This is a genomic window from Novosphingobium chloroacetimidivorans, assembly GCF_014204535.1.
GTDB lineage: Bacteria > Pseudomonadota > Alphaproteobacteria > Sphingomonadales > Sphingomonadaceae > Novosphingobium > Novosphingobium chloroacetimidivorans.
In genome coordinates this window covers 1-24,684 of the sequence record NZ_JACHLR010000008.1, presented here as the reverse complement: position 1 = coordinate 24,684, position 24,684 = coordinate 1, and the positions used below count along the sequence as shown (strand labels likewise).

General features: G+C 61.9%; 26 protein-coding genes. 17 read left to right on the top strand and 9 right to left on the bottom strand.

The window, feature by feature from the left end; all coding sequences use genetic code 11:
• Positions 1-9: 9 nt before the first annotated feature.
• Positions 10-249, top strand: coding sequence for a hypothetical protein (locus tag HNO88_RS10405; protein WP_184244824.1), 240 nt, complete (start codon positions 10-12; stop codon positions 247-249).
• Between the two features lie 70 nt (positions 250-319).
• Positions 320-1,318 carry a retropepsin-like aspartic protease gene (locus tag HNO88_RS10400; protein WP_184244822.1) on the top strand — a complete coding sequence of 333 codons (999 nt, stop codon included), beginning with the start codon at positions 320-322 and terminating at the stop codon, positions 1,316-1,318.
• 248 nt (positions 1,319-1,566) lie between these two features.
• Here HNO88_RS10400 and HNO88_RS10395 read toward each other — a convergent pair whose 3' ends face one another.
• From HNO88_RS10395 to HNO88_RS22015, 7 genes are all read right to left on the bottom strand, one after another.
• Complete coding sequence (locus HNO88_RS10395; RefSeq protein WP_221419950.1) at positions 1,567-2,268, bottom strand: CPBP family intramembrane glutamic endopeptidase; 702 nt, start codon at positions 2,266-2,268, stop codon at positions 1,567-1,569.
• A 308-nt stretch (positions 2,269-2,576) separates the two neighbouring features.
• Positions 2,577-2,873: an OsmC family protein gene (locus HNO88_RS10390; RefSeq protein ID WP_281384005.1), complete on the bottom strand. Its 297-nt coding sequence runs from the start codon at positions 2,871-2,873 to the stop codon at positions 2,577-2,579.
• A 176-nt stretch (positions 2,874-3,049) separates the two neighbouring features.
• Positions 3,050-3,943: a pirin family protein gene (locus HNO88_RS10385; RefSeq protein ID WP_184244819.1), complete on the bottom strand. Its 894-nt coding sequence runs from the start codon at positions 3,941-3,943 to the stop codon at positions 3,050-3,052.
• A complete protein-coding gene (locus HNO88_RS10380) occupies positions 3,936-4,232 on the bottom strand; it encodes a GNAT family N-acetyltransferase (RefSeq protein WP_184244817.1) in 297 nt (98 codons plus the stop codon). Before HNO88_RS10380 ends, HNO88_RS10385 begins: the two co-directional genes overlap by 8 nt.
• Positions 4,229-4,726, bottom strand: a complete 498-nt coding sequence (locus HNO88_RS10375; protein WP_184244815.1) for an FMN-dependent NADH-azoreductase — start codon at positions 4,724-4,726, stop codon at positions 4,229-4,231. The genes HNO88_RS10380 and HNO88_RS10375 overlap by 4 nt, the downstream gene beginning before the upstream one ends.
• A gap of 204 nt (positions 4,727-4,930) precedes the next feature.
• Entirely contained in the window at positions 4,931-5,716 is a 786-nt protein-coding gene (locus HNO88_RS10370) for an SDR family NAD(P)-dependent oxidoreductase (RefSeq protein ID WP_184244813.1), read from the bottom strand.
• Between the two features lie 30 nt (positions 5,717-5,746).
• Complete coding sequence (locus tag HNO88_RS22015) at positions 5,747-6,016, bottom strand: SURF1 family protein (RefSeq protein ID WP_221419949.1); 270 nt, start codon at positions 6,014-6,016, stop codon at positions 5,747-5,749.
• 628 nt (positions 6,017-6,644) lie between these two features.
• Between HNO88_RS22015 and HNO88_RS10360 the strand changes: the two genes are divergently transcribed.
• Positions 6,645-8,414: a monovalent cation:proton antiporter-2 (CPA2) family protein gene (locus HNO88_RS10360; RefSeq protein WP_184244809.1), complete on the top strand. Its 1,770-nt coding sequence runs from the start codon at positions 6,645-6,647 to the stop codon at positions 8,412-8,414.
• Positions 8,415-8,463: 49 nt separating this feature from the next.
• Complete coding sequence (locus HNO88_RS10355; RefSeq protein WP_184244807.1) at positions 8,464-9,408, top strand: LysR family transcriptional regulator; 945 nt, start codon at positions 8,464-8,466, stop codon at positions 9,406-9,408.
• Between the two features lie 568 nt (positions 9,409-9,976).
• Here HNO88_RS10355 and HNO88_RS10350 read toward each other — a convergent pair.
• Positions 9,977-11,311 carry an alginate export family protein gene (locus HNO88_RS10350; protein WP_312857050.1) on the bottom strand — a complete coding sequence of 445 codons (1,335 nt, stop codon included), beginning with the start codon at positions 11,309-11,311 and terminating at the stop codon, positions 9,977-9,979.
• 212 nt (positions 11,312-11,523) lie between these two features.
• Positions 11,524-12,177, bottom strand: a complete 654-nt coding sequence (locus HNO88_RS10345; protein WP_184244805.1) for a hydrolase — start codon at positions 12,175-12,177, stop codon at positions 11,524-11,526.
• 143 nt (positions 12,178-12,320) lie between these two features.
• On the opposite strand from HNO88_RS10345, the gene HNO88_RS10340 reads away from it, so the two are divergent.
• From HNO88_RS10340 to HNO88_RS10280, 13 genes are all read left to right on the top strand, one after another.
• A complete protein-coding gene (locus HNO88_RS10340) occupies positions 12,321-13,211 on the top strand; it encodes a LysR family transcriptional regulator (protein ID WP_184244803.1) in 891 nt (296 codons plus the stop codon).
• A 192-nt stretch (positions 13,212-13,403) separates the two neighbouring features.
• Positions 13,404-14,300 carry a LysR family transcriptional regulator gene (locus HNO88_RS10335; RefSeq protein ID WP_184244801.1) on the top strand — a complete coding sequence of 299 codons (897 nt, stop codon included), beginning with the start codon at positions 13,404-13,406 and terminating at the stop codon, positions 14,298-14,300.
• Positions 14,301-14,454: 154 nt separating this feature from the next.
• Complete coding sequence (locus HNO88_RS10330) at positions 14,455-16,188, top strand: pyrroloquinoline quinone-dependent dehydrogenase (RefSeq protein WP_184244799.1); 1,734 nt, start codon at positions 14,455-14,457, stop codon at positions 16,186-16,188.
• A 135-nt stretch (positions 16,189-16,323) separates the two neighbouring features.
• Positions 16,324-17,160 carry a DODA-type extradiol aromatic ring-opening family dioxygenase gene (locus tag HNO88_RS10325; RefSeq protein ID WP_312857049.1) on the top strand — a complete coding sequence of 279 codons (837 nt, stop codon included), beginning with the start codon at positions 16,324-16,326 and terminating at the stop codon, positions 17,158-17,160.
• On the top strand, positions 17,157-18,137 hold the full coding sequence (locus HNO88_RS10320) for an SMP-30/gluconolactonase/LRE family protein (protein ID WP_184244795.1): 981 nt from the start codon (positions 17,157-17,159) through the stop codon (positions 18,135-18,137). The genes HNO88_RS10325 and HNO88_RS10320 overlap by 4 nt, the downstream gene beginning before the upstream one ends.
• A gap of 584 nt (positions 18,138-18,721) precedes the next feature.
• Entirely contained in the window at positions 18,722-18,805 is an 84-nt protein-coding gene (gene pqqA, locus HNO88_RS22995) for a pyrroloquinoline quinone precursor peptide PqqA (protein ID WP_184245103.1), read from the top strand.
• Between the two features lie 7 nt (positions 18,806-18,812).
• The gene (gene pqqB, locus HNO88_RS10310) at positions 18,813-19,712 is read left to right on the top strand and encodes a pyrroloquinoline quinone biosynthesis protein PqqB (RefSeq protein WP_184244794.1); all 900 of its coding nucleotides are present in this window, start codon (positions 18,813-18,815) and stop codon (positions 19,710-19,712) included.
• A gap of 8 nt (positions 19,713-19,720) precedes the next feature.
• A complete protein-coding gene (gene pqqC / locus HNO88_RS10305) occupies positions 19,721-20,443 on the top strand; it encodes a pyrroloquinoline-quinone synthase PqqC (RefSeq protein WP_184244792.1) in 723 nt (240 codons plus the stop codon).
• On the top strand, positions 20,347-20,712 hold the full coding sequence (pqqD, locus tag HNO88_RS10300; protein ID WP_312857048.1) for a pyrroloquinoline quinone biosynthesis peptide chaperone PqqD: 366 nt from the start codon (positions 20,347-20,349) through the stop codon (positions 20,710-20,712). The genes pqqC and pqqD overlap by 97 nt, the downstream gene beginning before the upstream one ends.
• Positions 20,709-21,806: a pyrroloquinoline quinone biosynthesis protein PqqE gene (gene pqqE / locus HNO88_RS10295; protein WP_184244788.1), complete on the top strand. Its 1,098-nt coding sequence runs from the start codon at positions 20,709-20,711 to the stop codon at positions 21,804-21,806. The genes pqqD and pqqE overlap by 4 nt, the downstream gene beginning before the upstream one ends.
• Before the next feature lies 1 nt (position 21,807).
• Positions 21,808-22,761, top strand: a complete 954-nt coding sequence (gene pip, locus HNO88_RS10290; RefSeq protein WP_221419962.1) for a prolyl aminopeptidase — start codon at positions 21,808-21,810, stop codon at positions 22,759-22,761.
• A gap of 67 nt (positions 22,762-22,828) precedes the next feature.
• Complete coding sequence (locus tag HNO88_RS10285; RefSeq protein WP_184244784.1) at positions 22,829-23,305, top strand: ester cyclase; 477 nt, start codon at positions 22,829-22,831, stop codon at positions 23,303-23,305.
• A gap of 522 nt (positions 23,306-23,827) precedes the next feature.
• A complete protein-coding gene (locus tag HNO88_RS10280) occupies positions 23,828-24,394 on the top strand; it encodes a helix-turn-helix domain-containing protein (protein ID WP_184244782.1) in 567 nt (188 codons plus the stop codon).
• The last annotated feature ends 290 nt before the right edge of the window (positions 24,395-24,684 follow it).

Genomic DNA, 24,684 nt, shown 5'->3' with positions numbered 1-24,684 from the left:
CTCAAGGATGTGTCGGTCGACGAGATCGAGGCAGTCTGGGAAGGGCTTGCAGGCGCGGCCTACCTCGAGGAACTGCAAGGCTTCCATCGGTTCATGGGGCCATATGCACTTCTCGACGCAGATGCCCGCGCGCTACTAGACGCATCCATTCTGGAGGCGGTCGATCGAAGGTCGTTGCACGGAAGGCTCATCCTAAAAACAACCGTGACGATCGGGGTCGGCACGCGCCGTGCAGGAAAGGCGACCTGAGCTGGTGCCAGGCGACGGCACTTCTGGCCGCAAATGCCCTCTTTCCGACTGAACCGAAGTCGCCCTCACCGTGACGCCAAATTATAACCAAGAAGGTCTTTTCAGAATGCGGTGTATTCTCTCGCTCGGCGTCATTGTCCTCGCTTCCGCGGCCGTCCAGGGACTAGCGGCTCAGGAAAAGTCGGCTGCGCCTGCCCAGTCCCCTGCAACAGGCGCCGATATGCCTTCGAGAAGGCCATCGAGGCCAACCAGCATTCCGTTTCACCTGCGGGACAACCTTGTAACCGTCTCGGCGACGATAAACGGCCAGAGCGAAATTGCGGTCCTGGACAGCGGCGCGGGTGCGATCGTCATCGACCGAGAATTCACGCGCGCCCTCGGCTTGAGGGCCGGCCATTCGGTCGGCGAGGTGGCCGGAGGGGGAGCTCAGGCTCAACAGCTTCTCCCGGTTAATATCTCCAGCCTGATCGTTGGGCCAATCGCGTTCGACGGTATCGACGCCTATTCCGTGAACCTTGAGCAATTGTCTTCGTCCGCCGGCTTTCCAGTGAGGTTGCTGATCGGCGCGCCAGCGTTCAAGTACGGAACGATCACGTTCGACTACAAGCGGCAGCGTGTCACATTTGGTCCGACCGGAAGCTCGCCCAAATGCGCAGCGCCCATCCCCATGTCGTTGGTCCATGATGTGCCGGTCGTCGAGGTAGAGCTGCGTGCGACCCCGTCCTCCGAACCGGCACGTCTCAAGCTTGTGGTGGATCTTGGGACGAGGCACCAGGCGATGATCATTGGTGGGCCATTCGTCAGGAGCGACGCGGGAAAGGCGCTGGTGCAGTCCGGTCAGGCACAAAAGATCGGACACGGGACGGGTGGTGAGATCCAGGGAAGCATCGCTAAAGTCGCGCACGTTAAGATCGGCATGTTGGAAATTCAGGATTTGGACGTCGCGCTATCCTCCGGTGCGTCGGTCTTCGAATCCGGTGCGGCTGACGGATCCTTGGGCGTTCCATTTTGGAAAGAGGGCCGGGTCACGTTCGACTATCCGGCAAGAACATTGTGCATCGAGAGGTAACGAGCGCATGCAGACGGCATACGCAAGCCCCGGTGCTGAACCCGCTGCATTTCTGAAAGGTCTCGGCCGATCTTCTCCACGCCCGTCTCCGATGGTCCTGGTCAAATTGACAGCTAGCGAATGGTGACGGTTTGCCACTTCAACGATCGAGCGGGTAGCTCCGCGCGATGAGATGCCGTGTCGCGCGTCGGGGAACGCCTACGGCTCACAGTGTTCGGCTGACATCGGCAGGACCCGCCAGGTCCGCCTCAGGAAACCGGACTGATGCCCGAAACCGAAGCGACGCTGTTCGAGCCGTTGTAGACACAATGCAGAATGATCCCCGGCCAGACCGAGCCGGTATGGCGGAACAGTATCGCGGCAAGCACGCCCACCATGATCGCGACAGGCAGGACTACGCTGATCCCGTGAGCGAGCCCGAAAATGACCGAGCTAACGCCAATGCCTGCCCATGCTCCGTAGCGGTTCAGGGCGTTTGCGACGACGCCCCGGAAAAGGATCTCCTCTCCGAAAGGCGTGAACGTGGCACCTCCAAGCAGCGATGCGAAGAACGGGAGCGCGCCGCCACGTGCGGCTGCGTGGAGAATGCCTTGAGGATCGTCGTATCCGAAGGACGCCGCATAGACCATTTGGATGATGTAGTTGAGGCCATATCCGGCCACTCCCATGCCGGCCGCTATGACCAGCCAGCGCGACGCAACCCGCCGGAAACCGAACGGCGGAAGGGTCCGGATCCTCAATCCACAGGCGGCGACGAATGCGCCCACGCCGGCGAAGCCGCCCACGGTCGAACCGACAACTCCCAGAAGAACCGGCCGATCGGCGGGCAGCTGGCTGAAACCCAGCGCGAAGGCGAACAGCAGCACGGCGAACGTCACGAGACCGGCCACGATCTCGGGCCAGCCCGGCCGCATTGTTCTAACCCCGTCCGTCATCGTCGCCTCGCTCATCATCGGCCGAACCTCAGCGCGCCGGCTGCCGGTGTCGGTCGCCCTCGAACATTGCGGGAGTTTGGCGATGGAGATCAGGCTTCGCGGCAAGCGCCTCGCACGCTATTACTCGGCCCGGCTGGTTCGAACGAAGCAACGTACTTCGGCATCAAGCTCCTGGTCTGCGAAGCTGTGTCGCCGTCTCCGCAACGCGGCACGCCGGACGCGCCACGGCGTCGCATGAATTGGAGCGCGGTCCGCAGGGCGCTCGCAAGGCTGAAGGCTTTAGAGCGCCCGGGGCGATCTCATCATCATTGCGATCTGCGCCATCAGTGCTCCGGCATCGACACTCCAGCCTTCGTCCGGATCAGGGGCGCGCCCTCCAGGACGCGCTGGATCGGGCACTTGCCCGCGATCTCCATCAACCGGGCCAGTTGATCGGCGCCGAGTAGCGGAGCGCTGATTGAGACGGTCTTGTCGAATATATCGATTGGTGCAGCGGCACCGGTGATCACCGTCTTCACATGATCCACCACAACCTCGATATGCTCGACCGGCCAGCCTTGCTGGAGCGCAAACCAGCGCACGGTCATGACGGTGCATTCGGCTAGCGATGCGGACCGCAAACGGGCTCTTCCCGGTTTCGATCGCCGATACTCAGGTGCGAAGGGCCGCCATCACGAGATCCGGGGGGCGGGTGCTGCAGAGGCCTGGCTTTGCAAAAACCACGAGGCGGGCCGTGTGCTTGCAAGGCCAATCGCGACATCTCCTCGCAAAGCGATGCTGCAGATCACAGAAGGCTTCATGACGCCGCTGGCCGAGGCGGAACGGGCTTGTCCGGCAGCGGAATGAACTCGGCATCGTCGGCATCGGGCAGCTTCATGCGCCCCGCCTTCCAGTCGGCCGCCGCCTGAGCGAGCCGGTCCTTGGATGAGGAGACGAAGTTCCAGTAGATGAAACGCTCTCCGATCGGCTCGCCGCCAAGAACCATGACGGTCGAAGCCTTCTTGGCCGTAAAATGCGATGAGCCCGCGCCCAGAACCAGCATCTGTCCCGCCTCGTAGCAATTGCCGTGGATTTCGATCGCGCCCGCCGCGATGTAGAGCGCTCGCTCTTTGTGATCCGCGGGGACTTCTGCAACCGCGCCAGGCTCCATTTCGAGGTGCGCGTAGAAGAGCGGCGAGTGGGTCTTGGCACTTGCGGTGAGGCCGTAGGCGCTGCCCGCGATGAGATGACCGACCACTCCACCGCTTTCCCATTGCGGCAGGTCGGTGCCCGAGTGGTGGGTGAAGGACGGGGCGCTTTCCTCGAATTCCTGCGGTAGCGCGACCCAGGCCTGTATGCCATGCAGCTGGTCGCCGACGGCGCGGGCATGTTCGAAGCGCTCGCTATGCGTGATGCCGCGGCCGGCCGTCATCCAATTCACTTCTTTCGGCCGGATCGGCATTTCGTAGCCGAGGCTGTCGCGGTGCATGATCTCGCCCGAGAACAGGTAACTGACCGTCGACAGGCCAACGTGCGGATGCGCCCGGACATCGAACTCGGGGCCGAGGCCGGGGGCCAGATCGATGGGCCCGAAGTGATCGAAGAATATGAAGGGTCCGACCATGCGCCGCTTGGCGAAGGGCAGGACGCGGCCGACCTCGAAGCCACCGCCTAGATCGCGGCGTCGCTGATCGATGACGAGTTCAATCATTCTGGGTCTCCGTCGCGACGATATCGGCATATTCGAGATGGCGCGCGTAGAAGGCCGCCATGAAGGGGCAGAGCAGCACCGCCTTGCGCCCGGACGAACGGATGGCGTCGAAGGTGCCGCGGGCGAGCTGTGAGCCCAGACCCTGTCCGGAGAACCGCTCCGGCACGATCGTGTGGGTCAGGACGACCTGATCACCGTCCATGCGGTAATAAGCAGCGGCAACTTCGTAGCTCTCATCGATCGGCAGTTCGAAGCGATGCTGAGCAGGATTGTCTTCGACGACGTTCACGCGAGGTTCTCCCCCTTGATAAAAGCCAAAAGGTCGGCGTTGACGAAGCCGAGAAGCAGCTTCAGATACGGCTCCTGGAAGTCCAGGACCTTGCTCGGCCCTTCGCCATAGAGGCCGCCCCGCGCCTGGATCACAATGGCCCGGATGCCTCTGAGCAGTCCCAGCGGGCATAATTCACTGAACGAGAACGTTACGCGCGGTCGCAGCACATGATCGAGCCAGCTGCGCAGCGTCGTTGAGATGCTGAAATTGTACATCTGTGCCCCGATCACGAGGATCGTCGCCTCCTGCAGCTCCGCGCTCAGATCGTCCGACAGCCCCTGCGCAGAAAGCTCGTCTTTTGTTGTTGCAACAGCACGAATGCCGGCGACGGTGTCCGGGGTCAGATGCGGAACCGGAACGTCGCTGAGGTCGCTCCGGTTGACCAGCAAGTCAGGGATCGTCGCTAGCAGACGCTGTGAGATGCTGCTGTTGATCGCAAGAATTTGGTTCACCCGGCGCCCCACCTCGATTGCAGAACCCTGCGTAACATCTCGGCGACGGGCTAAGTAGCGGCGCAACGTGACAAGCTGTGTCGCAGAAAGAGCAACTCTTGGCCGATCGCATCCTATGCCGCGCTTGCGATGCTCAGCGGCCGCAGCTCAAGCCACGCTCCTAGCCGAAGCCACCTATGGTCTCAGCGAACACCCCCCCTGCCGTCAGGCTCGAGTGTCGATCGCTGCTTTGACCGGCACCTGGCCTTGGAAAGCGAGATCGAGCACGCGCGCCGCAGCTGTGGCGGGATCCCCCCTCGCCTCGCCCTCGGAAAGCTTCTTCATCCAGACACGTAGTAGCTTTCCATAGAGCTTGCGCTGGGCCGCCGTCATGCTGTCGTCGAGCCGTGTTAAATCGTTGGCCGGACCTGTTGAGGTCGCCTCGAGATCACACAATGATGCGATGACCACGTCGATGCCGAATGGCTTGAGCTCGGCCCGGTATGCGGCGGAAAAAGCTTCCACGGCTGCCTGCGAGGCATCCGACGGGCCGACACAAGGCGGCGGCTCGTCCCGCCCGGAGGAGCTGATCTGAACGATGCGGCCTTGAGCCATCCGTAGCGCGGGTAGGAAAGCGTTGATGACCGCCAGTCCGCCGAAGACATTTGCCTCGAAGCCACGCCGCACCTCTTCGAGAGGCAGCAATTCGAGGGGACCGGAGGGCAGATGCACTGCCGTATTGATGAGAAGATCGAGCCCGGATCTACCGATCGCCTCCGATACACCGGCGGCCCAGGCATTCACCATCTGCGTCTGTTGCATATCGCAGGCGATAAGACTGACACGGCCGCTGGAGGCACTGCGTAGATCTTCCACCTCCTGCGCCGAGCCGGCGGTGCCGAATACAATGGATCGCCTCTTCGCAAGCATTAGCGCGATCTCGCGGCCGAGGCCGTGACCTGCGTTGGTAACGACGACCGGTCGGCCAGATGTTCTAAGAAGCGGACGCATGTCGGACACCCTTGTTCGCAGAGGCAAAGATCATTTGGTGAAAGAGCGTTCTCGCACCGTCGGAGCGACCTCTCCGCCCAGTAGCTCAATCGAGCGTTGCATTGCTGGCGGCTCAACCGACGCGGTGCTCATCTGGAACGTGATCCGAGAAATGCCGCCCAGCGCTTCGTTCGCCCGCAGTACCTTGTCGGCCACAGTCTCGGGCGCGCCTACCAGGTACGCGCCTTCAGGACCCGCCATGTCTGCGAACTTCGCGCGCGTCGGTGGCGCCCATCCGCGCTCGCGACCTACGATGGCCATTAGATGCGCCCAACCCGGGTAGAAGGCATCAGCCGCCTCGGCGTCTGCGGCTCCGAGGAAACGCCTCTCTCTTTCCATGTCGCCGATCTGGTTCCGATCGGATCGCCCTGCCCCGATCTTCGGACATCGGCGCCCCGTTCGGTCTGAGGGTAAACTTCCTCGCGTCTGCAAGATTTAATCCAGCCGAGCTCCGGCCAAGGGAAAATCACAGCCCATCCTCCTTCCGCCCTGAACCGGATTGTGTTCGCGAGGGCTCAGCCGACAAGGCATCATGTGCCCGCTCAACTGCCATCTTGGACAGAGCCGCGATAGCGTCACCTACTGGTAATCTCTGTCGCCCGAACGGCAACGCCAACCCAGACCACGATCCGCAGGACACAGAAGAGTTTGGACCGGTGTTGGAAGGGGTGACAGCCCCCTTGCCCTCGATTGGGTCGGGCGTTCTCCTAGTCGGCGTTCCACAAACTGCGACACAGCTCATCAAATGTCGAACCTACCGCGCGCGTAAGGCCTGTGAGATGTTCTGGGGCCACTGCGAGCTTCCCCTAAGGTCGGACGCGTGACGTCGGCAAACGCGGTTGTCCCGACCGGGTCAAGTGGCGGACAGAATTCTTGGGGAAGTGAAGTAATGTCCGATGCCAGCTTGGGACAGACGATCGGGCCAGCGGTAGCGCTTATGGGTGCCGCCGTTATCGCGGTGCCGCTATTCCGGCGGTTAGGTCTCGGATCGGTACTTGGTTATTTCGCGGCCGGCGTGCTGGTCGGCCCTTCCGGCTTGGCCCTGTTCCGCGACACTCAGTCGATCCTGCACTTTTCCGAGCTCGGCGTCGTCATGTTCCTGTTCGTGATCGGGCTGGAACTACGACCGATCAAGCTGTGGGCGATGCGCGGTGAGATCTTCGGCCTTGGATTAGCGCAGGTGCTGCTCGCGATCGCCGCGCTCACGGCCACCGGAGCGCTGGTCTTCGGCCTGCCACTCCAGATCGCATTCGTCGCGGCTGCAGGTATGGTTCTGTCCTCCACCGCCGTCATCATGTCGGTGCTGCAGGATCGCGGCGAGATATCCGGCGCGGGAGGACAGAAAGCGGTCGCGATTCTGCTGTTCGAGGATCTGACGATCGTGCCCCTGTTGGCGGCAGTGGCCTTCATGTCGCCGCTTGCGCGCGAGGCGGCGGGGTGGACCGGCGCCCTGACCGCGGTTGGCGCATTGCTGCTATTGGTGGGCATAGCGCGCTGGGCCCTAAACCCTTTCTTCGCGCTGCTCGCTCGGGCGCGGACGCGTGAGGTGCTTACGGCTGGCGCGCTGCTGGTGGTGCTCGGCGCCGCCTTGCTCATGGACCTGGCCGGACTCTCGATGGCGATGGGCGCCTTTATCGCCGGCGTGATGCTGTCCAGTTCGAGCTACCGGCATCAGATAGAGAGCGATATCGAGCCATTCCGCGGACTGCTGATGGGGCTGTTCCTCCTTGCGGTCGGCATGTCGCTCGATCTCTCCGTGGTCGCGGCAGAATGGCGGCTCCTGCTGGCGATGCTGGCAGCATTCATGCTCACCAAGGCGGTGGTCGTCTACGCGGTCGCCCGCCTGTTCGGCGGCGACAATCATCAGGCGCTGCACCGCACGTCGCTCTTCCTGCCGGGGGGAGAGTTTGCCTTCGTGCTTTACACCTCGGCGGTTTCGAGCGGCGTGATCGACGCACGGGAGAACGCGATCTTCGCCACCTTGGTAATCTTGTCCATGTCGCTGATTCCGGCTCTTGCCGCTGCCATGGCGCGGCTGCAAAGGTCGAAGCCGACGATGGACGGCGTGGAGGCCGCACAAGGTCTCAGGGGGCGGGTTCTCCTCATCGGCTTCGGACGTTTCGGCCAGATTGCATCACAGCTGCTGCTGCTCCGCGGGGTCGACCTGAGCGTCATCGACAACGATCCCGACCGGATCCGCGACGCGGCCCGATACGGGTTCAAGGTCTTCTTTGGTGACGGTGCAAGGCTCGATACGTTGCACCATTCAGGGGCCGGCGAAGCTGACGCGATCATGGTCTGCATCGATGACGCGAAGGCGGCCATGCAGATCGTCACGTTGGCTCAGGCCGCAGCGCCTCAGGCCCGACTTCTGATCCGCAGCCGCGATAGAGGACATGCGATCGAACTGATCCGCGCAGGTGTCGATTACCAGATCAGGGAAACCGTAGAGTCTGCGTATCTGATGGGGGCCGAAGGCTTGCGCGCCCTAGGATTTGCCGAAGCCGACATCGCAGAAGCGGACGAAGACATTCGCCGCCGGGATACTGAACGCCTCTCGGAACAGACGCAGGGACACTTCTTCTCAGGCAGCGATCGTCTCATTCTTCAACCTGTTCCGGAGCCGCTGCTTCCCGCAGGCGCGAATATCCGACAGTGACCGAAGAATAACTGGGCACTGCATGGGAATTGAAAAAGTGAGGTGCTGAGTGGAAATCGAAGAATTGCGCACGTTCGTCGAGGTCGCGGACTCAGGGGGTATCTCGGCAGCGGCGCGTCGATTGGGCGTGTCCAAGTCGATCGTAAGTCGTCGCCTCATGCGCCTTGAGGATGAGCTGGGCATTCAATTGCTCTCGCGCAATACACGAGGTGCCAACCTCACGGAGGCCGGCGTGACATTCCGGGATTGTGCCGCCCAGGCCTGCTCGTCCATCGACATCGCGAAGGAAACCATTCTTCCTCAAGGTGAGCTACGCGGTCGCCTTCGCATCGCTGCGCCGTACGTTTACGGTCCTACCCACATTGCCCCGATTCTCGCTGAGATGGCGCGACGTCATCCGCGGCTCCAGATCCACACCAGCTATAACGATCATTTCGTGGATCTCATCGGCGAAGGTTTCGACTGCGGCATTCGGTTCGGCTATCTTGAAAACTCCAACCTGGTCGTCAGGCAGGTAGCTCCCCTGCACGGCAAGCTCGTGGCCAGCCCCGAATACATTGCCAAGCACGGCTCACCGGAAACACCAGAAGATCTTGCGAGCCACGAAGCCCTGATGCTGCGGACAGAGTCATGGCAGTGCTTGGACGGACAGAAGATGGTCACCTTACGGCCGCAAGGGCGCTTCAAGAGTGACAACGGGAACGCGTTGATTGCTGCTGCATTGGCGGGCATCGGGATCGGCCGGTTGCCGAACGAGTTCGTCGACGAGCATATCGCCGCTGGGCGCCTCGTGCACGTCATGGCCAGGTTTCCACTCCCCCCTGCTGGTATATACGTCGTCCGACCGCCTGGGCTGCATCCGGCGCGCAAGATCCGAATTCTCACCGAGATGCTGATCGAGTGCTTCGGGCGAAACTTCCCCGCAGGCGTTCGTTTTAAATTCGATTGGGCAAATGGCGTTCAGTTCGGTCAAACTTCGAACTCGCCCGGCTAGTCTCCAGGCCTGGGCGCGTCCGCGGCGATCATCGATAGGGAGGAAGGTGCCTCGTCGGGACGAACATCTGCGCTCGCATCTGCAGCTATCGTAGCGATCAGCGCGCGCTCTGAGCTGGGAGCCAGAGCGGCGCGAGCAGCACGAACGATAGACCCGAGATGATGAGCGCGATCATCTCCTCCGCCAACGCCTGCGCCACGATATGGCAGATGAGGCCGACCGCGAGTCCGAGTGCGCTCCAAGACGGAACGGCTGATCCTGCATGAGAGCGACGTCCCCAAGACGCGACCATCTGCTCCAACCGGGCAGCTTATCCCTCGGCAAGACTGGCTTCGGAACCGGCGATTGACAAGCGAGATATCCGAGCCTCTGGTCGTCGTAGTCCCATTGGGCGACCACACGAAAGTCGGGCGGAGTGGGGTCAGGTACAGGCGTTGTCCGTTGAATTGAGGATGGAGGTTTCGAACTCGCAGGCCGCTCGGCCGCGCCGATGTGGCGGCGGCCAATCCCGGCTTCTTCTCGGTTGCTGCACGGGGCAGCGCGCAGTGAGAGGCCGATAGCGGCATGGTCAGAACCTAAAGGTGGTCTGGGCGCCGACCATCTTGATGGTGCGCGCCGGGCCGGTATCACGAATGAATGAGCCGGGGTCGAAAGCGCTCAGCGATGCGGCGAGGTTCAGCTTCGGTGTCGCCTGCCAGCTGGCGGCAAGCTCGATCTGCTTTCCGATGAAGCGCGCGTCGCTGGTCTTGCCGCTTCGTACCAGAAACCCTGGGATGGCGTAGATCCCGTCGTGTACACTCTCACGCCAATAGGCGACTCCGGTCAGCGATACGGCGATGTCCTTGCGCGGATGAATCGTGGTCGAAGGTCGAAGATGAATGAGGTTCCGCGGACCGATAGGTGAAAGGGCTCCGAAATACTTGCCGTTCGGGAAGAGCGGATTCAGCGTCCCCAGCTTCCGGTCGTTCGGGTTACCGTCGCCAGACACAACATCGGCAGTAAGCGCGATCTCTGGTCGGAGTGACGAGTTCCGGAAGCGGTACCCTGCCTCTGCCCCGACGCCCCAGGCCGCCGAGCGGTAACCGGCAAATGTGCCGCGCTGCACCGCTGCCTCGGCGTTCCAATACCAGGCACCATTGTCTCCGAAGAACCTTGTGCCGATGGTGTGCGCCAGCTGCCTCCCGGCGCCCTGGTCGAAAACGGCGTTTCGGTCTCGCAGACCGATATAGTAGATATCGACACCATATGTGTGCTTCGCGTTGAGCCATTGTGTGGCGTAGACGCCCCAGACTGCTTTACTGCGCGAGCGTCGGTCGTTGAACGCGCCCAGCTTCGTGTCGACCGGCTGAAGGTAGAAGCCAGTCAACTGGCGGCTTTTACCGGTGGCGATACCCTCGAAACCGTCAAACGGCAGCGGAACGCCGGTTCCATAGCGCCTGTCGATAAACCGTCCCGAACCGAGCGAAATCAGCTTTCGCCCAGCAGACAGTCGAAGCACATCCCCGCTCGGTACGGGGATGTCTACGTCGACAAACGCCTGTAGCATGTCGACGCCGGTAGCGTCCGCAGGTCCCTTCCGGCGGTCTGTTCCGGAGATAGCCGAAAGGATCGGCATCGCGAAAAATCGCAGCTTGCCGACATGAAGATCAGCATAAGGCATCAGCCGATTCCAGACGTAATCGTCGTTCGGCGACGCTCCCCAGTTCACATTCTCATAGCCTTCGTAGCGTGAACGCGCCTCCAGGCCTGTGGTCAGATAGATGGAGCCATCCTCGTTCAGCGGGATATACTTCAACGGCTCGGCCCAATCGCCCGTCCGGGCTGCGGGATCGGCGAGAGTGGACCAGTTTTCTGAATAGCGATCGATGGTGAGCGTCGGAGCGCGTTCCAGATTGGTCGACACCTGCGCACTCACTGCGGAAGGCGATATCGAGGCGGCCGCGACGAAGATTAGGCAAGGTCCGGCGTTCGCCAGCCGAGGGACTCCACCTCGATCGCGCTCATCGAAAGTCGGCCGCCTTGGCGCATGTCCGACCTTGCAGGGGTGGGTGGCGAGCATCGACATGCCCGCAGGCTGCCGCAACGCGTTTTGTCGATGCTCGCCAATCACACCGATCAGCCCGCGTCGTTATCGACGGGCGTCTTCAAGAGTTGCTGCTCCCACAGATAGGCGATGCCGGCACCTCCGGCGTGGTCGATCAGGATCTCCGGGAGAAGTTCCGCGGTGTCGGTCCGCGCCCAATCGCGCTGCCACTCCGAGACCACGGCCATCCAGGTCATCACATTCACTCCGCCGGCGACCAGGCGCTGAATGGCGACCTGGTGTGCCTCGACCGATGCACCGCCGCTGGCGTCAGTAACGACCGTTACATCCCAGCCCTCGCCGGCCGCGTGAAGCGCTGGCATAGCTACGCAGACCTCGGTCCAGAGACCGGCAATGATGAGCTGCTTGCGGCCAGTCGCCTTGACCGCATCGACAGTGGGCTTGTCTTCCCAGGTATTGATCAAAGTGCGGTCGATCACCTCCTGATCCGGGAACAGGTCGGTGAGCTGCTTGAAGAGTAGCCCACCCCGGTTGGCGATGACGCTGGTCAGGATCGTTGGGACCTTGAACACCTTGGCGGCCTTCGCAAGAGCGGTCGTGTTGTTCACGACCGCCTGCGGATCGTGGCTGTTCGTATTGGCAAGCTGATAAGGTTGGTGATCGATCAAAAGGAGCACTGAATCTTCGGGACGAAGAAGCGAATTGAGCCCATTGCGGAAAGTCATGGCGGTTCTCTCTTCTGCAGGTGCTTGCATTGGTTGCTGGGACATCGAACGAGACGCGAGCCCGGTTGAAGTGTTGCCATTCCGGTATCCGCAGCGGTAGCATCGTCAGGTGACATGCTGTGTCGCAGGACGGGGAACGCTGGATGGACATTGAAGACTTGCGGACGTTCGTTGAGGTCGCTGACGCAGGTGGCGTCACGCCCGCCTCGCGGCGGCTCGGCATCTCGAAGTCGATGGTTAGCCGGCGCCTTGTCCGACTGGAAACGGAGTTGAGCGTCCAGCTACTTGCGCGCAGCACACGGGGCGCCGCGCTTACCGAGGCCGGAGCGACGTTCCGGGACTACGCCGCCCGGGTGATCGCTGAAATCGATGTCGCCAAGGAAGTCATCCGTCCGGCGGGCGAGCTGCGGGGCCGCCTGCGCGTCGCAGCGCCCTTGTCATTCGGGCCGACGCATTTCGCGCCGGTCCTTGCCGAAATGGCGGCGCGCCATCCGGAACTTCATATCCATTCATGCTACACAGATCGGTTCGTCGACCTCATTACCGAGGGTTACGATTGTGCGATACGCGTCGGTACGTTGCCCGATTCGAACCTGATCGCAAGGAGGATCGGCCCCATCCGCGCGGGGTACGTCGCATCGCCCGCCTACATCGAGAAGTACGGATCTCCAGAAACCCCAGAGGAGTTCGTCACTCATCAGGCGGTCATGCAAGGCACGGAGACGTGGCCGACTGTGGACGGCGAGAAGATCATCGCGATGCGGCCGCGGGGGCGATTCAAAGCAGATAACGCCGTCGCCCTCATCGCCGCCGCGATCGCAGGCGTCGGCATCGCCGGTGTCCCACTCGACCTGATCAAGGAACATCTAGCTTCCGGCGTTCTGGTGCCCGTGATGCCTCGCTATCCGATCCCCGAACTCGCCATCTATGTTGTCCGTCCCCCGGGGCAGCATCCTTCGCGAAAGGTGCGCGTGCTCACCGAAATGCTGATCGAGTGCTTCAGCGAGCACAAAGCCGACCAAAGCGTAAACTAGCCACTGGCGTTCCGGAGGCCGCGACACAGATGCCGCCGATCGTTCAGCCCAGCAGTGATCAAGGAGGCGCGGCCCCGCGCTAAGGGGAGCATGCTGGAGGCAGTCAGATACCGCTACGTGACGTTGGCATCCCTGATGTCGATACCCTAGCATCGTATTTCGCTACTTTGCGTCACAGATTCGAGGACGAGCGTGAACACCCAGGACCTACGAACCTTCGTGGAGGTCGCGGATGCCGGCGGCGTGACGGCTGCTGCCCGTCGCCTCGGTATCGGGAAAGCGATCGTCAGCCGGCAGCTAATGCGCTTGGAGGCGGATCTCGGGATCCAGCTGCTTGCCCGAACAACACGGGGGGCCTCCCTGACCGAGGCAGGCGCGACGTTCCGAGAATACGCCGCAAAGGTCATAGCGGATCTCGATACTGCGCGAGAGACAATCGTACCGAACGGAGAGCTCCGGGGTCGACTTCGCATCGCGGCGCCGCTGTCATTTGGACCGACGCACCTGGCCCCTGTCCTAGCTGACCTTGGGCGCTTGCATCCGTCTTTGCACATTCAGACGTGTTACAGCGACCGGCACGTGAACCTGATAGAGGAGGGGTTCGATTGCGCCATTCGGTTTGGACGTCCCGCACCATCGACGCTTCTCGCCAGGCGCATTGCGCCGCTCTATGCTTCGCTCGTGGCCAGCCCGGACTATATCGCGAGGCGTGGGTCACCAGAGACGCTGGAAGATTTGCTGAGTCATGAGGCGCTACTCCAAGGCACCGAGCCGTGGGACTTTGTGGATGGCAACGAGACCGTCACGCTCAATGTTCAGGGTCGCTTCAAGGCTGATAACGGAGTCGCGATCAGAGCCGCAGCGCTCGCGGGTCTCGGCATTGCTTGCCTGCCTGACGGCTTGGTTGTCGAGCATTTGGCATCAGGAGCACTCGTGCGCGTGATGTCTCATTATCCGCAGCCAGTGTACGGCATTTTCGTTATTCGCCCACCCGGGCAACACCCGTTGCGCAAGGTCCGAGCCCTCACCGAGCTTTTGATCGAGCGTCTTGGAGCACCAGATAGTCTGTCTAATTACCCGTCAGGCTGACAGCCGAGGCGAGCGTGGATGAGGTTTGGCAGACCCACACGAATGATGCTTCTCAATGCCGCGCGTCTCTGTTTTTGCGACACAGTTGACTGTCTGCCGCGACTACAGAAAGGCGCTCATCGACGATAGCGTGCGCAGTCGAAAGGGGGCTCCCATGCGCCACAACATCGTCATCACTGAACCTCAGACACAAGTTACCGCTGTCGATACACGTCGAGGCCCGCAGACCAGTTCCATGCTGTCGAGCATTGCTTTGATGCTCGATCCGAAAAGGCCCGCGAACCTGCGTCGCGGTTTCCGCTACCTTGCCACTCTTACGCTTTCGTCGTTCGCAATGACCGCTTGCGCCGCCACCCAAGACAACCCGGGTGCAGCATCCGATGGGAACTGGGCGTCGTACAACCGGACCTTGGCCGGGGACAGATTTTCGCCTCTCGCTGATATCACCCGGGAAAACGTCGCATCGCTCGTCCGCAAGTGCGAGTATGCCCTGTCCGAGCCGTCATCTTTTCAAACCGGCCCGCTCGCGATCGATGGGGTCCTCTACTTCACCACCCCCGGCGGTTCGTTCGCAGTTGATGCCGGGACCTGCAAGGAACGCTGGCACATCACGCATCCGGTGCCGACTGGAGAAGGTGTCATCACCGCTAACCGCGGTTTCGCGTACCACGACGGTGTCCTGTTCCGCGGAACGATGGAGGGTCACGTCCTCGCGATCTCTCCGAAGGACGGCCGCACGCTCTGGGATGTTCAGATCCCTGACGCCGGGCCCGGGGTCAGCATCCCGATGGCGCCGATCGCCGCTGATGGTAAGGTGTTCATCGGCAATGCCGGCGGCGACCGCGCGAATGTGACCGGCCACGCCTACGCGTTCGATGCGAAGACCGGCAAGATGCTCTGGCGTTTCGAGGTCGTGCCCGACACCCCCGAGATCCGTGCAACCTGGAAGATGCCGAAAGGTAACCCTCTGTCTGGCGGTGGGATTTGGACTTCGCTCACCTATGACGAAGCGGCCGGCGTCGTCTACGTTCCGACAGGCAATCCCGCTCCGGACTTCGACGGCGAGCTCCGGCAGGGTGATAACCTTTACGTCAATTCAGTCATTGCCATCGGCGGGAAGACCGGCCGGCGTATCGCCCACAACCAGGTCGTGAAGCAGGATTACCACGACTGGGGTCTGAGCGGCCCCCCGGCGCTGTTCACGACCGCTGGGGGCAAGCGCGTTGTCGCCTCTGCGAACAAGGATGGCATGCTGTCAGTGCTCGATCGCGGCGATCTGCAATCAGGTCTCCCGCTCCTCTACGGCCAGCCAACAACAACCCGCAAGAATGTGGATGTGCCGCTGTCGCGCGAGCGAGCCACGGAATTCTGCCCGGGTATGTTCGGCGGGAATGAGTGGAATGGCGCGGCCTTCAGTCCCAAGCTCAATACGATATTCGTGGGTGCGGTGGATTGGTGTTCACGCGTGACGCTGACGCCCAAGGACGCACCTGTGCCAAAAACCGGCGACATCTGGCTCGGCATCAAGGAGCCTATGACCGAGGCGATGATGCCGTGGTCGACTGCTCGCGGCTGGCTTACCGCCTACGACGCGGACACTGGTGCCGTGCGTTGGAAGCTTGAGGCACCGAAGCCGGTTCTCGGCGGGGTCACCCCCACTGCCGGCGGACTTGTCTTCGCCTCTGACCTGGCCGGCAACTTTTTCGCCGTGGATGCCACCAGCGGCAGGAAGCTTTGGAACGAGCAGGTCGGACAGCCGATCGGCGGCGGCATCATCACCTACCGCGTCGGAGACAAGCAGCTTGTAGCAGCGGCAATCGGAAACGGCGGCGGAGCCTGGCCCGCACCTGTCACGCGCACCAGCATCGTTGTCTACGGCTTGAAGTAGCGCGCGGTACGCCCACCGTTCACGTGGCCGAGGCGGATGCTCCACTGCAACCCACCTCGACCATCCAAGAATTCGGACGGTGGGCCGTTTTCCTGCATACTATCGAAGCCCAGTAACGAGCCTCAGGATCTCATCGTGACGAACCAACCTCTCCCAACGTACTTCGTGAGCCATGGCGGCGGCCCTTGGCCCTACATGGACGGCGAGTTTCGGCGGCATTTCGCTGAGCTCGAGGGCTCACTCGTTCGGATGCGCGCTGAACTCGACAACATTCCGAAGGCTGTGCTGGTGGTGTCGGGCCACTGGGAAAAGGAAGCGTTTACCCTTTCGACTGCCGCGCGACCGGGCATGGAATACGATTACTACGGTTTTCCTCCCCACCTCTACGAAATCGCATACCGCTCCCCCGGCTCGCCAGCACTGGCCGAGCGGGCGGCCGGGTTGTTGGCGGCTCAAGGGCTCCCTACCGATCTCGATCCTCAGCGCGGCTTCGATCACGGCACCTTCAGCATCATGAAGCCCCTCTATCCCGAGGAGGATGTTCGTGTCGTCCAGGTTTCACTACATGCCAGCTTCGACCCGGCCCTGCATATCGCCGCTGGTAAGGCTCTTGCCCCCTTGCGAGACGAGGGTGTTCTGATCATTGGCAGCGGGCTCAGTTACCATAATCTGCAAGCTATGCAGACGGGAGCCGGGCACGAACCTTCCCGACAGTTTGACGCGTGGTTGCGGGAAACGATGCTCGACACGCCGCCTCACGAGCGCGAGAGGCGACTGCTACAATGGACTGGGGCTCCCTCTGCCCGCGCGGTACATCCCCGCGAGGATCACCTCCTGCCGCTGATGGTCGTGGCCGGAGCGGCGGGCGCCGAACCTGCATCCCTTAGCTACCACCAATCGGATTTCTTCGGGGGCCTATCGGTTTCGAGCTTTCGCTTCGGCGAACCCCCTCACGAACGAAACGATCTATGATCTGCTCGCCTCACATCATGAGCGTCCAGCACGCGAGACGTCAGATTGCATTTGTCTCGCTCATGGCGGCCGCAATCGCCGCCGGAGCCTCCAGTTGCGCTGCGCAGCCCGGACCCTCGCGCTCCGAGATAGTCATCGACGGCCCGAAATCCTTTCCTGAGAACATTACCTCGACCGAAGACGGAACCATCATCACCGGCTCGGTCGGGTCAGGTGGAATCTTCAGGGCGGTGCCAGGAGCCGCAGTTGCGACGCAATGGATAGCGGCGGGTGACAACGGTCTTCTCGACACGTTCGGAGTTTTGGCCGACGAAGCCTCCAACATTCTTTGGGTCTGCTCTTCGCGCCTCGACCCTGCGGCCCCGAGACAGGTTACAGCCAAGCCGGCGGTCTTCAGATACGATCTCAAGACTGGCGCCTTCCGCAGCAAACATCCGCTGCCCGGCGGCAGCGGACTATGCAACGATATCGCTATCGGGCCGGACAAGGCCGCATATGTCGCCGATACTGCCGGCGGGCGCATCCTGCGCCTGGCTGCCGACAGCCAGGAGCTAACCGAATGGTCGAGGTCGAACGACCTTGAGGGTGCCGACGGTCTCGCCTTTCAGGACCGTCTGCTGTTCGTGAACAGCTTCACTTCCGGAAAGCTTATGCGCATCGAGCTGAAGGCCGATGGGTCTGCGGGCATGCCGGTGGTTTTGAAAACATCGCGCCTGCTGACACGACCAGACGGGATGCGCCGCCTGAATGCGACCCAGTTGGTCTTGGCTGAAGGTGGGGGAACCATCGACCTGCTGACCATCAAGGGCGACACCGTCGCCGTGCAGACACTCCGCTCGGGACTGGTCGGGCCCGCTGGTGTGACGATTGTAGGAAACACACTCTGGGCGCTCGAATCGAAGCTCTCTCTGCGCGACAAGCCAGAGACCGATCCTGCTCCATTCAAAGCTTACGCGATCACTCTCCCCTCCTACTGATCCGAGCTCAAGCTTCGCGACCGTAAGGGTGACCGCCCAACAGCTCAGAACCTGAAGCTCGTCGTCGCGACCACCGCGCGAATGGATCGTGCGGTGCCGGTCTCGCGGATAAACTGCTGAGGATCGAACAGACTGAGCCTGACGGCAGATTTTCGCTCGGCGCGCTCCCACGCCGATTCACGATAGCGACGGACCAACAGGTCTTAAGCGCGGTCGCAAAGGGCGCCCCCCCCCCCCGAGCGTCAGCCATCCCCCCGGGGAACGATTACTACCGTTCCTCCTGTTTCGGGACGAACAAGCGCGGCAACGAAGCCTGTGCCCTTCCAATGAGGACCCTCGGCTTCGGTCACTATCCGCCATGGTGAAAGTCTGAGGCTCACCAGCAGAGATGAGGCGCGAATGCGACACGTGCTATCCGCCCAGCGTTCCGCCACCTGTGACAGAGAGTATACGGTAGCGGCGCTACCGCCGCACCTTACGAGGTGTCATTGTCAGCGTGCGAGTGATCACCCCCCAGCTGCTGCCACATTCTGTGGGATGGCAGTGGCACTATCTCGCGCCAGCAACACCAATGGAGCAAGCTCATGACCTGGAACACCCCCAAGATCGTCGAAGTAGCGTTGGGCGCGGAAATCAACTGCTACGCCTCTGCCGAGCTCAACGCCTGAGTTATCAGTGCAGGTTTTGATCCTGGGGTCCGCTGCCGGCGGAGGATTCCCCCAGTGGAATTCCGATGCTCCCGGTTGCCGCCGCGCCCGCGCTGGCGATCCTGCAGCGCTCCCCAGGACCCAGGCCGGCCTCGCCATCAGCGCGGACGGCAATCAGTGGATCCTTCTCAACGCGTCGCCAGACCTTCGCGAGCAACTCAACCGCACGCCAAAGCTGCACCCTCGCGACGGAATGCGCTCCAGCCCAATCGCTGCAGTTGTCCTGTCTGGCGGCGATGTGGACGCGATTGCCGGCCTCCTGACATTGAGAGAGCGCCACGCATTCACCCTTCTTGCGACACCGCGCGTCCACGGATTTCTCGATGCCAACCCGATCTTCGACGTACTTGGTCGGGACATCGTGGCAAGGCAGGCGTTGGAGCCGAACGCTCCAGCAACCGCGTACGGCTGCACCCTCGAGCTGTTTGCCGTCCCGGGGAAGGTGCCGCTCTTCTTGGAGGAGGCGGGTACGATGCCGACCATCCAGGTCGACGAAACGACCGTTGGCGTGCTGGTGTCGGACGGGCGGCATCGGCTCTTCTATATCCCCGGCTGTGCAGCCATGACGAACGAGCTAGCCTCGCGGCTGAACGGCGCGGACATGGTGTTCTTCGACGGCACGCTCTGGCGCGACGATGAGATGGTCGCCGCGAAGCTCGGTAGCAAAACGGGCCGAAGGATGGGGCATATGAGTCTCTCCGGGCCCGATGGCACGCTGGCTGCATTCCAATCGATCACGGTGCGCCGCAAGATTATCATTCACATGAACAACTCGAACCCTGTCCTGCTGGCGGACTCGCCCGAGAGAGCCGAAGCGGAGGCTGCTGGCTGGATCATCGCCGAGGACGGCATGGAGTTTTCGCTTTGAGTGCGGTGATGTCCCCTGACGGGCTAGAAGCCGCGCTCCGCGCGATCGGCGCTGAACGGTATCACAGCCTCCACCCTTTCCATCAGCTGCTCCACTCCGGTAAACTCACCCGCGGTCAGGTACAGGCGTGGGCGCTCAACCGCTACTATTACCAGGCAAGCATACCAACCAAGGATGCGATGCTGATGGCGCGTCTTCCCTCTACTGCGCAACGCCGTGAGTGGCGTCGCCGCATCGAGGACCATGACGGTGATGGCGACACGCCGGGAGGCATAGAACGCTGGCTGAAGCTGGCAGAAGGGCTTGGGCTCGATAGGGCCTTGGTGGAAAGCGCTGGCGGCATTCTCCCCGAGACGCGCTTTGCCGTGGGCGCTTATGTCCATTTCGTTCGGGATCGCACGCTGCTGGAAGCGATCGCATCTTCGCTCACGGAGTTGTTCGCGCCGGCAATCATCGCAGAGCGTGTCTCGGGCATGTTGAAGCACTACGACTTCATAACTCGCGAGACACTGGCCTATTTTACGCCCCGGCTCACCCAGGCGCCGCAGGACAGCGCTTGGGCCCTCGCCTATGTCAGGTCGGAGGCAGTCACCTTAGAGAAGCAAGCGGCGGTGCTAGCGGCGCTCCGGTTCAAATGCGACGTGCTATGGTCTCAGCTGAACGGCCTATACTATGCCTATGTCGCTCCCGGCTTTGTGCCGCCCGGCGCATTCGTACCGGACGCCGCATGATCGGTGAGTCTCGCGTTCCGCGCTTCCGTCGGGGCGTCCGGTTCCGGTACGACCAGATTCGCAGGGCTTGGGTGCTTCTAGCGCCCGAGAAGCTGTACATGCCTGATGAAGTTGCAGTGGAAATTCTGAAGTTGGTGGATGGCGAGCGCTCAATCGCGTTGATTGCCGACGATCTCGCTTCGCGGTTCGACGCACCGCGTGAGCTCATTGTTCGGGACACGGCAGCAGCGCTGGAAGACCTGTCACTACGCGGAGCGCTGGAACTATGAACTATACCCAGCCTCCCATGGGTCTTATTGCTGAGCTTACGCATCGCTGCCCCTTGCAATGTGCCTATTGTTCCAACCCGATCGCGCTTGACCCACCGCTTGGCGAGCTCACCACCGCCGACTGGATGCGGGTGCTCGACCAGGCGGCGGCACTGGGCATCCTGCAAGTGCATTTTTCCGGTGGCGAGCCGATGGCGCGCGCCGACCTCGTCCAGCTGGTCGCGCATGCTTCGAGCGCAGGCTTATATACCAACATCATCACTTCTGGCGTGTTGCTGTCCGATGCGGCGATGAGCGATCTGCTGCACGCCCGTATCGACCACATACAGCTTTCCTTCCAGGACGCCCTTCTGGCGGAGGGTGACCGCTTCGGTGGCTACCGTGGCGGCCACGCACGTAAGCTGGAGGCCGCGCGCCGCATTCGTGAAGCCGGGCTCCCGCTCACCGCCAATTTCGTTGTGCATCGGCAGAACGTCGGTCGGGTCGAAGCGATGATCGCCTTGGGTGAAGCGCTTCAGGCTGAACGTATCGAGATCGCGCATGTACAGTATTACGGCTGGGCGCTGCTGAATCGGAGCGCGCTGCTACCCAGTCGCGAGCAGTTGGAGGCGACCAACAAGGTCGTTACGACTGCCCGTACCCGGCTCGCTGGTCGCATTGCCATCGACTATGTTGTTCCCGATTACTACGCTGCGCGTCCCAAGGCCTGCATGGGGGGATGGGGCAAACGCTTCATCAACATATCGCCTTCCGGCAAAGCGCTACCATGCCATGCGGCGGAAACGCTGACCGATCTCGCGTTCCCGTCGGTGCGAGACATGTCGCTTAAAGACATCTGGACTGACTCGGAGGCGTTCCGGCGTTTCAGAGGCACCGAGTGGATGCCAGCACCATGCCGGAGCTGCGACCGGCGGGAGATCGACTGGGGCGGCTGCCGCTGTCAGGCGCTGGCCCTGGCAGGTGATGCCACGGCTACCGATCCGGCGTGCGCCCAATCGCCCGATCACGCGCTGATGGCCGAGGCGGTCGCTGCCGCTGTCGATGCACCGCTCGACCTTGTTCCTCGTCGAATGCGACGCGTAGCCGATGCCTGATCTGCGCTCGTTGTACCCCCCGGTCGAGCCCTACGCAGCGGGGTTCCTCGATGTCGGCGATGGCCACGTCCTCTACTATGAGCGCTGTGGAACTCCAGGGGGCAAGCCAGCTGTGTTCCTTCACGGCGGACCGGGCGGCGGCATCTCGCCGCGCCACCGCCGCCTGTTTGATCCGGCACGATATGATCTGTTGCTGTTCGATCAGCGTGGATGCGGAAAGTCTACTCCTTACGCCAGCCTGGAAGCGAATACGACCTGGCATCTGGTGGCCGACATGGAGCAGTTGCGTACTCTCATCGGCGCTAGGCGGTGGCTTGTGTTCGGGGGCTCCTGGGGCTCGGCGCTAGCGCTGACCTATGCGCAGAAGCACCCGGACCGAGTGAGCGAGCTTGTGCTGCGCGGGGTCTTCACTGTCCGTCGGCGGGAATTGGACTGGTACTATCAGCAGGGTGCTTCGGAGATTTTCCCGGATCACTGGGAGTCGTTTGTGGCGCCCATCCCAGCAGCGGAACGTCAAGATCTTCGCGCTGCCTATCGTCGCAGACTGACGAGCAGCGATCCGGCCGTTCAGGCACAGGCCGCTCAGGCCTGGGCGATGTGGGAAGGGAAGACGCTAACGCTGATGCCGGATCCAGACACCAGTGCTGGCTTTGCCGATCCACGCTTCGCGCTCGCGTTTGCACGCATCGAGAACCACTTTTTCGTTCACGGCGGCTGGCTTGAAGATGGGCAATTAATCCGCGAGGGAGCCCGATTGCGGGCAATACCCGGCACGATCATTCAAGGTCGATACGATATGGTTTGCCCGCCGCGTACCGCCTGGGAGTTGCATCGCGCTTGGCCGCAGGCGAGACTTCGAATGGTTGAGGGCGCCGGCCATGCCTGGTCTGAACCCAAGATACTCGATGAGATCATCCGGACAACGGACGCCTATGCGGCAGCGGAACCCAGCTAGGTGCTATTCGGCATCGCGGCTAGCGATGAACCTCGTTGCCTCAATCCACCCTCTCGCGGCGGAATGAATGTTATTCGACCATGTTTCTCCAGCTGCACTCGACGTGACTGGCACACATGAACTCACCAATCGAGAGGAAAAGCCGATGAAAGAAGTCGTTCTGCGCGATTTATTTGAACGCTACATCGCCGCGCTTAATTCGCATGACTTTGAGCACCTCAGCGAGTTCATGCATGACGACATGATCGTAAACGGACAGCCGATGACCCGGGAGCAAATGGTTACAGTGCTCGAAGGTCACGTCGAAGCGGTTCCTGATTTGATCTGGCGTCCTCAGGATCTTGCAATCGACGGCGATCGGGTCGCAGCTCGCTTCTTTAATAAGGGCACCCCTGTCAAAGAATGGCTCGGGTCACCTCCGAGCGGAGCGACTGTCGAATACGTCGAACACGTGTTCCACAAAATACGGGACGGCCGCTTCATCGAGCAAAACTTTCTCCTCGACGCTCTTGCGATACAGCAGCAGCTCAACGCGTGCCGTTGACGCACTATTATGCGATCATGCCGCCGACCTTCGCCGCCCGACACACGTCTACACAATCGGATCCAAACCACAGTCTTATATTTAGATCACGGGATCACGAAAGCAGCGTCTGGCAGAGAGGGTGGGATTCGAATTGTGCGCCTAACATCATGAGGGATAAGATCTTTATGTCCATGTTTCTGGTCGGGTGCCTCGGCTTAGACCTCTTTAAATTTTCTCTTTTGATTCCTGGGTCAAATGCGATGAGTGCGAATCCGCGCCTAGCAATCGAACCCACGTGTGTGCCCAATGCCGAGGATCCCGACATGTCGCGACACTGCTGGCGCTGAAGCCTCCTGTGATTAGCTTCCATTTCGGCTTGCCGTGTGCCGAGGCGCTCTCCCACGTTGCGCGCGCGGTATCTACGACTGGCGGTGCCATGGTCCCGGGACACGATGCTGCGTGTTCTGCGACGCGGAGAGCCGACAGCACAGACCCCGCCCGCGGCGCGGGTGATCGGCATCGATGATTTCGCCTGGCGGCGTGGACAGCTACGGCAGCATCGTCGTCGATCTCGAACGTCGCCAAGCCATCGAACTTTTGCCCGACAGGCAGCGTGAGACCGTAGTGGCCAGGCTTCGTAACAACCCACAGGTCGAGATCATCTGCCGGCATCGCGGGCTGGGCTATGGTGCTGCCGCCACCGAAGCGGCACCTCAGGCGCGGCAGGTGGCCGATCGCTGGCAACTGTCCGAAAACGCGTCGGCAGCGTTCGTGGCGGCTGTCCGTTCCGAAATGCCAAGTTTGCGCCAAGCGCTTGGACCCAGCGGCCCAGTCAATCCGGCGACCCTGACCCGTGCCGAACGCATTCAGTGGGACGGCGCCGAGGTGCGCGAGGCGCTCAACCGGCGCATTGAGAACCTCAGCGCGCAAGGCGTACCGATCAAGGCCGTGGCCCGCATCACTAGCGTTTCGCGTCAGACAATCCGGAAGGTTCTATGCGGCCAGCGTCATAATACTTGCCGCTGCCGCCAGAGCTCGCTGGATGCCTGGTCGCTAACGCTCGAGGCCGAGTGGGCTGCAGGATGCCGGGTGGGCGCCGAACTGTAGCGGTGATAAGGCATGTGGCTTTGCTGGCTCGTTGCGTGTGGTCAGCGAATGGGTCAAGCGTCGTCGGCGTGACGAGAAACTTGGCCATACGGGCGGGGCTTCGCTGAGCGCGCAGCATGACGACGGCGGGAGACCGGCGCAGCGGAGACGGCCATAATCAATGCCGTGTGCCGCAAGGTGAACATGGTCTCGATCGTAAGCGTCCGGTGAGCGGTTCTGCTCAGGCGGCGCGGTAGTTCCAAGGCAAGAGATCGTCGATTTGACGGTTGGGGTGGTCGGCGATGCGGTTG

Excerpts from the sequence above, each read along its gene's own strand:
- HNO88_RS10345 (WP_184244805.1), bottom strand. The coding sequence starts at position 12,177 with ATGACTTTCCGCAATGGGCTCAATTCGCTTCTTCGTCCCGAAGATTCA.
- HNO88_RS10320 (WP_184244795.1), top strand. The coding sequence starts at position 17,157 with ATGATCTGCTCGCCTCACATCATGAGCGTCCAGCACGCGAGACGTCAG.
- pqqA (WP_184245103.1), top strand. The coding sequence starts at position 18,722 with ATGACCTGGAACACCCCCAAGATCGTCGAAGTAGCGTTGGGCGCGGAA.
- HNO88_RS10330 (WP_184244799.1), top strand. The coding sequence starts at position 14,455 with ATGCGCCACAACATCGTCATCACTGAACCTCAGACACAAGTTACCGCT.
- HNO88_RS10370 (WP_184244813.1), bottom strand. The coding sequence starts at position 5,716 with ATGCGTCCGCTTCTTAGAACATCTGGCCGACCGGTCGTCGTTACCAAC.
- pqqD (WP_312857048.1), top strand. The coding sequence starts at position 20,347 with ATGCGACGTGCTATGGTCTCAGCTGAACGGCCTATACTATGCCTATGT.
- HNO88_RS10385 (WP_184244819.1), bottom strand. The coding sequence starts at position 3,943 with ATGATTGAACTCGTCATCGATCAGCGACGCCGCGATCTAGGCGGTGGC.
- HNO88_RS10360 (WP_184244809.1), top strand. The coding sequence starts at position 6,645 with ATGTCCGATGCCAGCTTGGGACAGACGATCGGGCCAGCGGTAGCGCTT.
- pqqC (WP_184244792.1), top strand. The coding sequence starts at position 19,721 with ATGTCCCCTGACGGGCTAGAAGCCGCGCTCCGCGCGATCGGCGCTGAA.
- HNO88_RS10395 (WP_221419950.1), bottom strand. The coding sequence starts at position 2,268 with ATGAGCGAGGCGACGATGACGGACGGGGTTAGAACAATGCGGCCGGGC.
- HNO88_RS10340 (WP_184244803.1), top strand. The coding sequence starts at position 12,321 with ATGGACATTGAAGACTTGCGGACGTTCGTTGAGGTCGCTGACGCAGGT.
- pqqE (WP_184244788.1), top strand. The coding sequence starts at position 20,709 with ATGAACTATACCCAGCCTCCCATGGGTCTTATTGCTGAGCTTACGCAT.
- HNO88_RS22015 (WP_221419949.1), bottom strand. The coding sequence starts at position 6,016 with ATGGCCATCGTAGGTCGCGAGCGCGGATGGGCGCCACCGACGCGCGCG.
- HNO88_RS10285 (WP_184244784.1), top strand. The coding sequence starts at position 22,829 with ATGTTATTCGACCATGTTTCTCCAGCTGCACTCGACGTGACTGGCACA.